The following is a 12872-nucleotide window of genomic DNA, read 5'->3' as shown; positions in this document are numbered from 1 at the left end:
TCATGAAATCGACTCCTCTACTTGCATAGAATTGGACGTAAGGGCAACGAACACATCATCCATACTTGGTTTGCGAAGACTCACTTTCGTATCATGCGGAAGTTTATTTGCAATCTCATTCAAGGTGAAACGAATATCTTGCATATCACCTGATGTTGGTATCGTACGAATGACTTCATCCTTAGCATTCCGTAGTTCGATCACTTCTCCGCCTACACGAGATTTAAGTTCTTCAGCAGTTCCCGTTGCTACAATGCGACCACCGTTAATCACACTAATGATGTCTGCCAACTGATCAGCTTCCTCCAGGTACTGCGTAGTGAGAAAGATCGTAATACCTTGCTGCTTTAAATTCAGAATAATTTCCCACAAAACACGTCTACTCGTTGTATCAAGCCCCGTAGTCGGTTCATCCAAGAATAGAACAGGTCTGCTAATCACAAGACTAATGGCTAGATCCAATCTTCGTCGCATTCCGCCAGAGTAGGTATGCACTTGTTTTTTGGCGGATGCCATTAAGTCAAAATGATTCAGTAATTCACTAGTACGCAAGTGAGCTTCTGGTTTGGTCAATCCACAAAGTCTACCGATCATGTTCAAGTTCTCCTCCGCGGTTAACTTCTCATCCACAGCTGCGAATTGCCCTGTTAAACTGATCGAACGTTTAACTTCATCCAACTCACGACGAACATCATACCCCGCAATTTTCACTTCCCCGTCATCTGCGGCAACTAATGTCGATAAGATGTTAATCAGAGTCGTCTTCCCCGCACCATTAGGACCAAGAAGTGCATACACACTTCCCGTTGGAACCATCAAATCCACCCCATCTAGCACCACTTGTTTACCGAAACTTTTCTTTAGCCCTATCACTTCAATGGCATATGGCCGCATACACATTCCCCTCTCATAATCGCTCAATTAACTGTGTTTTATATAAACAGTATATGATGTATACAATTAAATATCAACTCTTTATTTGAAAAATATTTCTGAAAATTAACTATTGACAATTAGTTCTGTTTCCCCTAAAATCAGTTTTAATCAATTTCATATTCGAACGTTATGATTAGAAATAGTAGAAGTGCAGTGACTTTCCAGAGAGCCGTTGGTTGGTGTGAAACGGTAATGTCGTCCATTTCGAACTCGTCTATGAACTGCTGCCTGACTATAAGTAGGGTAAGCCGGAATTCCACCGTTACAGGGATAGATGGTGCTAGCCATCGAATTAAGATCATTTCTTAAATGAAATGAATTAGAGTGGTACCGCGGGTTCAACCTCGTCTCTATACGTAGAGACGGGGTTTTTTTGTTAGTTAAAATCCGGATTTAACTAACCCCGCTTCACATATAAATACAAATGAGAAGACTTAGGAGGCGTTTATGATGAGTCGAAAAATTATTGTGTTTGATACAACATTACGTGATGGTGAACAGGTACCAGGGGCTAAACTCAATTTACAACAAAAAATCGAAATCGCTCAGCAACTTAAGCGGTTGAATGTAGATATTATCGAAGCAGGCTTCCCCGCTTCTTCTGCAGGGGATTTTCAAGCGGTACAAGAAATTGCAAGAAGCGTAGGCGACACCGTGTCGATCACTGCACTTGCTCGTGCTGTCAAAAGCGACATCGATGCGGTATACGAAAGTGTCCGCATTGCTCAAAATCCGCTCATTCATATCGTACTAGGTACTTCCAACATTCATGTGGAAAAGAAATTCAATCGCTCCAAGACTGATATATTGCAAATGGGAATTGATGCAGTGAAATATGCGAAGACACTCCTTCCGAATGTGCAATACTCCACGGAAGATGCATCCCGATCTGATTTTGAATACTTATGGAGTACGATTGAAGGGGTTGTGAAGGCTGGGGCAACGATGATTAACGTCCCAGATACAGTGGGCTATGCTGTTCCAGAAGAATTCGGGGATTTAATTCGTAGAATTAACGATCGTCTGAAGAACTTGAATGATAAAGTGATCCTAAGCGTTCACTGCCACAATGACCTTGGCATGGCAACAGCAAATACATTGCAAGCGATCAAGAATGGTGCGGAGAAAGTGGAAGTAACGATTAACGGACTAGGTGAGCGCGCAGGTAATGCTTCTCTTGAAGAAGTTGTGATGGGGATTAAAGTTCGTGAGAACTACTACAATTGCCATACCGACATTCGCACAACAGAATTACTTCGTACATCGCGCCTTGTCAGCCATCTGACAGGACTTGATGTTCAAGTAAACAAAGCGATCACAGGCGAGAACGCATTCGCGCATTCATCCGGTATTCACCAAGATGGATTGCTTAAGGATAAGCAAGTGTATGAGATCATGGCGCCAGAAGATGTGGGTGCAGACAGCATGGAGCTGATCCTAACTGCCCGCTCCGGTCGTCATGCGTTTAAGAATGCGGTAGAGAAAATGGGCTTTGACACGAGTGACAATGATGACTTCGAGCAATTATTTGCGAAGTTCCTAACTCTTGCGGATGCGAAGAAAGAAGTATATGACCATGACGTCTTCTACTTGGTGACGAACCACCGCACAATAGACGCAAGTGAACATCAATTGTTTGATATGGAATCGTTCCAAGTGGTGACCAATGACATGTATCCAACTGCAACCGTTAAGCTACGTCGTGGCAGTGAAATTCTTAAGGGCAGCAGTGTTGGCGATGGTCCAATCGATGCGCTGTACAGCGTTATTCGTCAGCTTGTCGGAATCGATGTACAGCTGAAGGACTATAAGATTAACAGCTTATCTCGTGGAAAAGAAGCCGTTGGCCGCGTCAACATCCGCGTCGAATATGAAGGTAAAATCTATTCCGGTCGTGCGATGGATACCGACATTATTAAGGCAAGTGGTCTTGCTTTCTTGAACGGTATTAACGCGATCTTACTCGACGCTTCGAATAAGTTTGAACAAACTGAGGAAGCCGAAGACGAGTATTTGATCGCGGAGTAAACAGGAATACAACTCATGCATGGATAAGCTACAATTTAGCGCAAAAAAAGCCTCCTATATGGAGGCTTTCGTTATTTATCACCTGTTATTATTGATTATCACACACGTGCATATCGCTTAATAAGATCCTGCACATATTCGATCGCATTCTCCTGCTTACTATTACGCATATTGGTAATATACTTGTCTCGGTTCGTGTGCAAATCATTCATTCCTTTGAGTAACGTACCTGCTGTTAAATTCTCTTCCTCGATGACTTCACAATACCCAGCTTTATGGAAAGAACGAGCGTTGAGTATCTGATCGCCCCTACTCTGCTTCGCTGATAGTGGAATGAGCAGCATCGGCTTGTGCAGCGCACAGAACTCGAAGATCGAATTCGATCCTGCACGTGAGATCACTAAATCTGCCATCGCTAGGACATCAGGAAGTTCTTGTTCGATATATTCGTACTGACGATAATTCGGATTGGTAATCGATGCATCCAATTGATTCTTTCCACATAAATGAACGACTTGGAACTCCTCTGTAATCAGAGGCAATACTTCACGTACGGCGCGATTAATACTCTGAGCACCTAGACTACCGCCCATAATAAGCAGAATGGGTTTTGCGGATGTAAAGCCAGCGAACGCTCTGCCCTTCACTGCATCCCCGTTCATTATCTCAGGACGCATAATCGCCCCAACATGATACCCATTAACCCCTTGTTTAAGCCCTTTAACGGTCTCCACGAAGGTTGTACATACCGCCGTCGCCATCGGAGTCGCAATTCGATTCGCAAGTCCCGGTGTAATATCCGATTCATGAATAATGACTGGTACTTTGTTCATCTTCGCACCCATAATGACAGGAACGGATACAAAGCCACCTTTTGAGAATAACAGATCCGGTTTACGCTGTTTAATGATCTTGATTGCTTGTAATACGCCCTTACATACTTTGAACGGATCTTTGAAGTTATCCCAACTCCAATATCTTCTTAATTTCCCTGTTGCAATTGGAAAATAATTCACATTCGGAAGCGAAGCGATAAGCTGCTTCTCAATGCCATTCTCTGAACCAATATAATCCACCACATAACCTTGCTCGAGATAGTGTGGAATTAACGCCAAATTCACAGTCACATGCCCCGCAGAGCCTCCACCGGTAAACATTATTCTTTTCATAAATAAATCCTCTTTTATTTTCAATTAGTCTCACTCGATTATACTTGAAAAAAAAATGAAAACAACTTACTTGCGATACTTCAATTTGCACAGACACCGCCCTTTTTTTCTAATACAATTAAAGATAGGAGGGATGGTCGTTGACTAAGAAAATGAAAATCACACTTATTACAAGTCTTGTTGTCGTAATTGTTATTGTAGTTGGACTTGGCTTTATCGGGAATTACTTTTATAATCTAGCACTTAATCCGAAGGCTGAGCGTCCATTCTTGAAGAATAATCCGGATTTATCACGCGCAATGCCTACGATGAAGCTGGAAGATCAAGAAGTTCAAGAGGGTAAACTTGCGAAGATATGGATTGAGACAGCACCACATAACCAGGTAACGCTAACATCTTATGATGGACTAAAGCTACAAGGTTATGAATACATGCAAGAAAGGTCAACAGATCGTTGGGTCGTCGTTGCACATGGCTATTCCGGCTATGGCAAACAAATGGCGCAATCCACCAAGAAGTTCTTCGATCAAGGGTATAATGTCTTATTAGTTGACTTGCGTGGACATGGAGAAAGTGAAGGCGACTATATCGGTATGGGCTGGCATGATCGATTCGATATGATGGGGTGGATCAACCAAATTGTAGAGAAAGATCCACAGTCACAGATTATGCTATATGGGGTATCGATGGGTGGAGCTACCGTTATGATGACTTCTGGGGAAAATCTTCCCGGGAATGTCAAAGTGATTGTGGAAGACTGTGGGTATACATCAGCTTATGATGAATTCGCGTATCAACTCAATCGTTTATTCAAACTGCCACCATTCCCTATCATGACGGCTTCGAATCTAGTTGCCGAGTATCGTGCGGGATACGATATGAAAGAAGCTTCTGCATTAGAACAAGTTAAGAAGAGCAAGACTCCAATGTTATTCATTCATGGTGACCAAGATACTTTCGTGCCGTATGAGATGGTTCATGAGCTATATCAGGCAGCCTCTGTTGATAAAGATCTTCTGATCGTTGAAGGAGCAGGTCATGGAGGAGCTCATCTTGCAGGCGCTGTTTACTGGAATAAAATTTGGGATTTCACGAACAAATACATGAAATAATCGCTCATAGTCGAATTAGGAGAACTACAATCGAGTAGATAGGGGCGGCTAGCCCCTAACCTCTCACACCATCATACTTGAAAAATATCTGATAACAACAAATTTGAATTAATCGTACATCGACTGTCCACTCTAATCGAACACGATCGCATCCCGCTTCTTATTCTGATTGATGGCAGTAAAGGAACCAAACATGAGAATTACATTCAAGAATTGTATCAACTCATGGCAGACAATGTGCCCACCCATCTCACAACCTACAATAGTAAGCAAGATCAAATAGAATTTACAACTGCTGTTTCTTGGCCAATCGCCGTCGCCTTTATTCAAGGCTATTTTGAAATTATTAGGCAGAACCCTCAACCAGAAACCCGCTATGACACACTCAAACAATATATTTCTTTCTTATATAAAGGCTTGCAATCATTCATTTGATTAAACGAAAAAGAGGTCCTCTATTATGGGTAAAATTGTTGACTGTTACGTGACTAGCTCTGGACACCAACTCGAATACTCCATTCAAGGAGCAGGCATCCCCATTCTCGTTTTACATGGTGGACATTCGAATTGCCATGAGGATATGGGATATACCGAACTTATAGAACAGGGGTATTCCATTATCACACCATCAAGACCCGGCTATGGACGTACTGCTAAAGCACTTGGATCATCTCTTGATGATGCATCTTCTGCCTATGTGGAACTACTCGTCTATTTAAATTTACAGCGTGTACATGTTATCGCGATTTCAGCAGGCGGTCTGAGCGGGATATATCTGGCTTCTAACTACCCTAATTGCGTAGAAACCCTTACCTTGCAATCAGCCGTTACCAAGCAATGGCTAACACCTCATGATCGATTGTATAAAGCTGGACGGATCATGTTCAATCCTTTTACAGAACAAATCGTATGGACACTCCTCCGTCTTATGAATAAGATTTCCCCTAAATTTGCTTGTAAAAGCATGATTGCATCCTTTAGTTCGCAAAACCCACAACTCGTCACCCAACAATTCAGCGATCAGGATTGGCTTAAATTCAGTAGGATGTTAACTAGACAACGGTCTGGATCTGGCTTTATGATTGACCTTACACAAACTTGTCAGAATATCGCCCATGAATCCAAGCTATCCAGCATCCAAAGTCCAACACTCATCTTACATAGTCAATACGACGCATCTGTCCCAGCGGAACATGCTTATCACGCTCAACAAATGGTTCCTAAGTCAGAGCTACATATCCTTAAGACGTGGGGGCACCTCATCTGGATTGGTGATACGAGCAAGGAAATGTATCCGATATTATTTGAATTTTTAGAAGCAAATCAGATACGTAATAAAGGAGTTTAAACCATGGCAGAACGAACACGAGTTATTGAAATTGTACCGTACAAGCAAGAATGGAAAGAAGCCTTCGAACAAATCGCAGCCATGATTGGATCGTACATTGGTGATCTCATCTTGCGAATTGAACATGTTGGCAGCACTTCTGTCGAAGGCTTACCTGCCAAACCCATCATTGATCTGGATATCGTGATCGATTCATACGAAATGCTTCCTGCAATCGTTGAGCGATTAGCGAAGGAAGGCTATGTCCATCAAGGCAATATGGGGGTTGAAGGTCGCGAGGCATTCCAGCGTACGTTCAATGATGGGCACATGAAATATCACCTCTATGTGTGCCCGAAGGACGGTAAAGGATTTCTGGAACATATTGCACTCCGTGATTATCTCAGGCAGTATCCAAGCGCTCGGGATGCTTACGGTGAATTGAAACAACAGCTCGCCAAGCAGCACCCAAGCGATATTGATCGTTACGTAGAAGGTAAAACCGACTTCGTAAGAAGCATTCTCGATAAAGTATTGTTCACACCAACAACAGGTTGGAAGAGTGGTGCTGACGGCCGAACGTTCGTCGCTTTGTTTAGTGGTGGTAAAGACAGCACACTAGCTTTATACAAAGCGATACAAGTCGGTACATGTATCGGTGTCATTACAATGCTAGAAGAGGAAGGTACGCGCTCAAGAGCACACGGAATGCCACCCGAAGTCGTCAAAGCGCAAGTGGAATCCATCGGTGTTCCTCTCTACGCCTCCGCCACAAGCTGGAAAGCTTACGAAGAAAACCTCATGCGTCTATTAGCCGAAGCAAAAAGCCAAGGTGCCGAGGTGCTCGTATCTGGAGATATTGATGTTCCTGCACATGGCAACTGGCTCGATCGCGTCACGCAGAATGCTGGCTTAAAGCTTGGGATGCCGCTTTGGGAAATGGGTCACCGTGAAGCAGTTGAGGACTTTATTCGTCATGATTTCATTACAATGATTGTCTCTGTCGATTTAACGAAAGGGATGACCGAGCAGGATTTAGGTCGTATTTTCACACTTGATTATGTACAAGAATTAGAAGATCGTGGCATTGATCCTTGTGGTGAAAGTGGTGAGTTTCATACGACTGTAATTGATGGTCCATTGTTCCAACAGCCGATTCCGGTCCGCAAGAGTGAAATTACCTACGATGGGAAATATGCATTCCTCCCCCTTGAACTCGATCTATAAATAATTATTATGTTAAAACAAAAAGCAAGCATTCCGACGAACGGAACGCTTGCTTTTCTTCATCATATTCGCTTACTTCTTAAGTGTAACCGGCACTTTTACATCTGTATAAATGTACGGTTTGGAGGAAGAAGCGATTCTCACCGTTAAATTCACCTTCACATCTCCCTTGCGAGGAAGATTATACAACCTGCCTGAATCGCTGATGTAGTAGGAATCACTGCTATCCACTACGCGATACGTAATGCCTGGCGTATTCGGGAAAGTGAGTACATCGGATCTGAGCTTCGTCGTATTCACGCTAGTAGGAGCGAAGCTGCTCTTCGCATCTGCTACACGCTGTTTCTCAGCTGCATCTGCATCCTTCAGAACCACTTTAACTTTCACTGTATCGCTTATGAATGGATTACTAGCAGAAGAGATCGTCACTGTCAGTTCTACATTCACATCACGACCACGTGGCAGATCAATTAACTTACCACTATTGCTAATGTAGAAGAAATTACTGCTGCGAGTTACCTCGTACTTAATTCCTGGCGTACTTGGTAATGTCAGTACAGGTGAGCGAAGCTCCGTCGTATTTACTTTAACTGGAGCAAAGCTACTCTTCGCTGCTGCTACCTTCTCCTTCTCAACAGCATTTACATCACGGAGTACAACTTTGAAAGTCGTTGTGTCCTTGATTTGTGGCTTCGCCACGGATGAGATCGTCACTGTTAGATCGGCATTCACATCACGTCCGCGAGGAAGATCAATTAATGTGCCACTATTGTTAATATACTTCGAGTTATTGCTGCTCGTCACTTCGTACTTGATATCTGCTGTAGTCGGGAATGTCAGTACAGGCGACTTCACTTTCGTCGTATTCACGCTAGCAGGCACAAAACCGCTCTTCGCTGCAGCAACGGCAGCTTTTTCTTTCCAATCACGCTCTTGAAGCGTAACTTTAACCGGAACAGTTGTATTGATGCTCGCTTTCTTCGCCGATGCAATCGTAACCGTTAAGTCCACAGTTGCACTGCCTGACTCTGGCAAGGAAAGAAGCGTACCACTGTTATTAATCAAAGAAGCGTTGCTGCTGCCCGTTACTTGATAGGTCACACCTTCAGTAGTAGGCAACGTAAGCACGGGTGCGTTTGTAGCCGTTGTATTCGTAATGTTCGCAGTGAAGCTATTTCTAGCATTCATCACCTTCTGTAATTCAGCAGCATCACCGTTTACAGGTGGTGCCTTAAGAATGACATTAACGTTTACTGTAGCTTTAACCGCAGGATTGACTTTTGATGCAATCGTGACTGTCAAATCCGCATTCACAGTGCCACTTGGAGGCAAGAATTTCAGAACACCATCGTTGCCGATGTATGTCGGCTTGCTGCTGTTGGTCACTTGATACGTGATACCATCTGTAGTCGGGTGTGCAAGAACTGGCGAGCTAATGACCGTTGTATTCACGATGTTAGGAACGTATTGATCTTTTGCTGCATTCACTTTTTCTTGCTCTAAGGAATCATTGTTCTTAACAGCGAACGAACGGCTTCCCTGATAGATGAGCAATGTTCCATCTGGTTTACGGACGAATTGACCCGTTTTTGGATTAATCTGTACTGCTGCAATGCTCAATTGATATTGACCAACAGGAAGCATCTTAGTCACTGGTGTTGCACCTGTATCATCCGTGTATTCACGATTCACACCAAATGAATAATAACCAGTTGAAAGCATGCTCAAGTTACTATTGAAGAATGCGCCAAAATTACCTACATAATCGTTATTGTAGTCGTAAATTTCGAGGATGATGTAGTTAGAATCTTTAGCTGTAAGCTTAAATGATCCTTTTATTGGCGTTCCATTAGCGCCATCATCATTAATCGATGCTGTATCAATGTTCAATTCCTGTATGCCAAATCCGTTATCCGGAATCTTGCTACCTACATTCACAGCGAACGGAAGATGCAGAGAAGGCAGACCACTATTGCTTGTTAATAGCACTTCACCTTCATAGACACCATCAACTGCAGCAGCAGTAGGATTTACAGTAAGGGAGAATGCTTGTGTATCATTGCCGCCTACTGTAATGGATTGACCCACACCAACGCTATCAAGGGATACTTGAATGTTGGAGACGTCTGGTGTACGTACAGGCTTCGCCGGATCAGACGTGACGCTTGCATGCATACGAACTTCAGCTTGATAGGAAACTGTGCTGCCAGATGTGTTCTTCAATTGAAGCACATTCGTCTTCACATCCCCTTGCTTCATCAGACCGAAACTCGTGCTGCTGTTGTAATTCGTAACGACTTGTGGATTCAAGTTCTTATCCAGAATCGTTAACTCTTCAACTGCTTGTAACAAAGCTGGTGTTTGCAGTGCATTCTTCACGTTTACACGACCAGCACCTTGTGAGTACACATCGTACAACGTACCAAATTCATCACGAGTTTGATCAGCCGTATTCGCTAATGCAGCACGAATATCGAATGGGGACCATTCTGGATGAGCTTGCTTAAGTAATAGCGACAGACCTGCAACATGCGGTGTAGCCATACTTGTTCCGCTCATACGTTGATACCCCTCAGAGTATGAGGCAGACGGATCGAATTTACTGTATTCTGGTTTTACTGAAAGAACGTTAACCCCTGGTGCCGTAAAATCTGGCTTGATGCTAAATTTATCATCCGACTCAGGGCCTCTAGAGCTGAATGTAGCCATTGTATCGCCAGCTGCAATAGCTGGAATGTAGTTGCTGCCAAATGTGAATGTTAATTTGGAACCTGGATTATCCAGTAATTGCTTTGCAAGCTTACGTCCGTCTTTACCTACCATATCAAATGCAGGAATGAAATCGAATGAATCGCCAACGTAACCGGTACCGCCTACTTTACCATCTCTTCCTGCAACGGATTCAGATAAATCAGGCGTGCTTGTTCCTGGCAATACGTTACCATTGAAAATAATGATTCCTCTAGCATTGTTAAGCTTCGCGATCTTAATCTTATCGACAAATGCAAGGGAACCTCTGGAAACAAGGACAACTTTCCCTGTCACATCTTTACCAACGTAATCAGATACATTCCCAATTCCAACATAGACCGTCTCAATTGGATCCGTTCCAAAGATGGACGCAAAATTATCTTGACCCGAATACCACGCCATCAAGTCAAAATTGTTGGAAGCTGTGGATGCCGCATCAATCGCCTGCTGTGCGGGTACCAATTCTGTTGCTGGAACAGAAACTTGATTGTCTGAAGCTGGTGATACAACCGTTACTGGTGCAGAAGTTTCAACCGGTGCAGCTGTTGCTTCTACCGCAGGTGTTTGATCTAAATTTGTTGCCAAACCACCTTTGAATGCAACAACAGAAGCTGGAGCAGGTTGAATGGTTTCTTCTGGTGCAGATGTAGATTGCGGTATTGGTGTCGGAACTGCGCTTGGTGTAGGAGAGACTTCTGGTGTTGGGGCTGGTGTTGGGGCTGGTGTCACGCTCGGTACAGGCGTAACTTCTGGTGTTGGAGCTGGTGTTGCACTTGGTGTTGGTGTAACTACTGGTGTCGGAGCTGGTGTTGCGCTCGGTGTTGGAGTAACTACTGGTGTCGGAGCTGGTGTTGGTACAATTGGAAGTGTTACTGTACTTGTAGCATCCACTGCATAACGCTTCGAAGGACTATTAACTGCACCTACGGACATTGCAAGAAGTGAAGAAGCTGGGGAACCCATGGAATAGTAATACGGACCTTTATCTCCCGCATTACCACTTGCTACTGCTACAACAATACCTGATAATACAGCATTGTTCAGTGCAATGGATTCCGGTGAGTTCGGATCTTTATCTGAATCCGACCCGAGTGAAAGGTTAATCACGTCCATACCATCATTTACAGCGTGCTCAATACCATCTAGCACCTGTGCGGTGCTACCTGACGACTTGCCAGTTTCCGTATTGTAGCCGAGCACTTTATAAGCGTAAAGTTCTGCATCATATGCAAGACCTTTTTGCACAATATCAGAAGTTTTATTGGCAGCTCTACCAACGATGGTACCTGCAACATGTGAACCGTGAGATGTACCTGCAAACGCAGTTCCAGGCACAGGCGGTTCTTCATAAGGGTCATTATCTTGGAAATAAGAGTCAAATCCGCCTTTGTAGGCACCTGCTATATCTGGATGCAGATAATCGATACCCGTATCAATGACACCGATCTTAAGTCCCTTACCTGTATACCCTTTACTCCATGCATAATCTGCACCAATCTGCTGAATCGGTAAGGATTCATAATTCGGTCCACTTGCATCCATTGGCGAAACGCTGTTCACTGGGAGTTCATAGTAAACATGGTTCTCATGAATGGACTTTACACCTGGAAGCTGCGCAAGCTGTGGAATTTGGTTAGCTGGAATTGTGACTTCCATACCATTAAACACCGTGCTGTACGCGTAATTCTTCGTGAGTTGAATTCCTTCTGTACTCGCTTGACGAAGGAGATTCGTTTGTTCCGTGCGGATTGTAGTCTCAGATGACGTGCTCATGGACCGAAGGCCCATCTTGGAAGCATATTTGCTCATAGCCACGGGGTCACTTTGCAATTGAACGATAACCCGTACTAGTTGTGGGGATTCTGTGTTAATCTCAGGAGAAATGGTTGCAGGTTGCTGTGGAGCAGACTTTGCTAAAGACGGTGCGAGAATCTTGTTTAACGCAGGTACAATCGTCTTTTGGAGAGCAGGTCCAGTTGTAGCTGCATACGCACTGCTTCCGGCAAATACGCCACCTGAACCGAGTAGGGTGAGTGAAAGTGCCACTGCTGAGATTTGTTTAAATACCTTCTTTCTCAAACTTTTCCCTCATTTCTAATGTAAAATGATAATTCACTTCTACAACCGAACCGAAAGCACTTACACCGTATCAGTCATAGAATAAATAGTACATTCTACTATAGTGGGACGAATTCCTTTTTATTCTTTTATAGCAATATTAAGTTTAGTATGTAATATTGTGTAAATATTTGCGGTGAAATTTTTGTCTTTCTATTGTCCAAATCGAACTTACATCCAGAGTTATGCACGCTACTCTTATCC

Annotated in this window: 8 protein-coding genes, 1 pseudogene and 1 other annotated feature; of the genes and pseudogenes, 6 read left to right on the top strand and 3 right to left on the bottom strand. The window is 43.5% G+C overall.

Going from position 1 to position 12872, the window contains the following annotated elements; genetic code table 11:
* Positions 1-894, bottom strand: a complete 894-nt coding sequence (locus NV379_RS13985; RefSeq protein WP_258207934.1) for an ATP-binding cassette domain-containing protein — start codon at positions 892-894, stop codon at positions 1-3.
* 162 nt (positions 895-1056) lie between these two features.
* Positions 1057-1291, top strand: a binding site (T-box leader).
* Positions 1292-1386: 95 nt separating this feature from the next.
* Here NV379_RS13985 and NV379_RS13980 point away from each other — a divergent pair.
* Complete coding sequence (locus NV379_RS13980) at positions 1387-2964, top strand: 2-isopropylmalate synthase (protein WP_258207933.1); 1578 nt, start codon at positions 1387-1389, stop codon at positions 2962-2964.
* A gap of 98 nt (positions 2965-3062) precedes the next feature.
* Here the strand turns inward: NV379_RS13980 and murG are convergent, their stop codons facing one another.
* Positions 3063-4133 (bottom strand): undecaprenyldiphospho-muramoylpentapeptide beta-N-acetylglucosaminyltransferase, encoded by a 1071-nt coding sequence (gene murG, locus NV379_RS13975; protein WP_258207932.1) that lies wholly within the window; start codon positions 4131-4133, stop codon positions 3063-3065.
* Between the two features lie 152 nt (positions 4134-4285).
* Here murG and NV379_RS13970 point away from each other — a divergent pair, with 152 nt between their 5' ends.
* From NV379_RS13970 to NV379_RS13950, 5 genes and pseudogenes are all read left to right on the top strand, one after another.
* The gene (locus NV379_RS13970) at positions 4286-5245 is read left to right on the top strand and encodes an alpha/beta hydrolase (RefSeq protein ID WP_258208128.1); all 960 of its coding nucleotides are present in this window, start codon (positions 4286-4288) and stop codon (positions 5243-5245) included.
* A gap of 225 nt (positions 5246-5470) precedes the next feature.
* Positions 5471-5680, top strand: a complete 210-nt coding sequence (locus tag NV379_RS13965) for a hypothetical protein (RefSeq protein ID WP_258207931.1) — start codon at positions 5471-5473, stop codon at positions 5678-5680.
* A gap of 25 nt (positions 5681-5705) precedes the next feature.
* Entirely contained in the window at positions 5706-6593 is an 888-nt protein-coding gene (locus NV379_RS13960; protein ID WP_258207930.1) for an alpha/beta fold hydrolase, read from the top strand.
* 3 nt (positions 6594-6596) lie between these two features.
* A pseudogene (locus NV379_RS13955) lies at positions 6597-7091 on the top strand (GrpB family protein); the annotation flags it as partial.
* 15 nt (positions 7092-7106) lie between these two features.
* Positions 7107-7799, top strand: coding sequence for a Dph6-related ATP pyrophosphatase (locus NV379_RS13950; RefSeq protein WP_258208127.1), 693 nt, complete (start codon positions 7107-7109; stop codon positions 7797-7799).
* A gap of 72 nt (positions 7800-7871) precedes the next feature.
* On the opposite strand, the gene NV379_RS13945 is transcribed toward NV379_RS13950, so the two are convergent.
* The gene (locus tag NV379_RS13945) at positions 7872-12629 is read right to left on the bottom strand and encodes a S8 family serine peptidase (protein WP_308860289.1); all 4758 of its coding nucleotides are present in this window, start codon (positions 12627-12629) and stop codon (positions 7872-7874) included.
* Between the last annotated feature and the right edge of the window lie 243 nt (positions 12630-12872).

The sequence above is a fragment of the Paenibacillus radicibacter genome (genome assembly GCF_024721995.1).
GTDB classification, from domain to species: domain Bacteria; phylum Bacillota; class Bacilli; order Paenibacillales; family NBRC-103111; genus Paenibacillus_AM; species Paenibacillus_AM radicibacter.
The sequence above is the reverse complement of the archived record's forward strand: the minus strand, read 5'-3'. Positions and strand labels throughout refer to the sequence as shown.

What these genes read in the sequence shown, in the direction of transcription:
- NV379_RS13970 (WP_258208128.1), top strand. Translation starts at nt 4,286, where the DNA reads ATGAAAATCACACTTATTACAAGTCTTGTTGTCGTAATTGTTATTGTA.
- NV379_RS13985 (WP_258207934.1), bottom strand. Translation starts at nt 894, where the DNA reads ATGCGGCCATATGCCATTGAAGTGATAGGGCTAAAGAAAAGTTTCGGT.
- NV379_RS13980 (WP_258207933.1), top strand. Translation starts at nt 1,387, where the DNA reads ATGAGTCGAAAAATTATTGTGTTTGATACAACATTACGTGATGGTGAA.
- murG (WP_258207932.1), bottom strand. Translation starts at nt 4,133, where the DNA reads ATGAAAAGAATAATGTTTACCGGTGGAGGCTCTGCGGGGCATGTGACT.
- NV379_RS13965 (WP_258207931.1), top strand. Translation starts at nt 5,471, where the DNA reads ATGGCAGACAATGTGCCCACCCATCTCACAACCTACAATAGTAAGCAA.
- NV379_RS13960 (WP_258207930.1), top strand. Translation starts at nt 5,706, where the DNA reads ATGGGTAAAATTGTTGACTGTTACGTGACTAGCTCTGGACACCAACTC.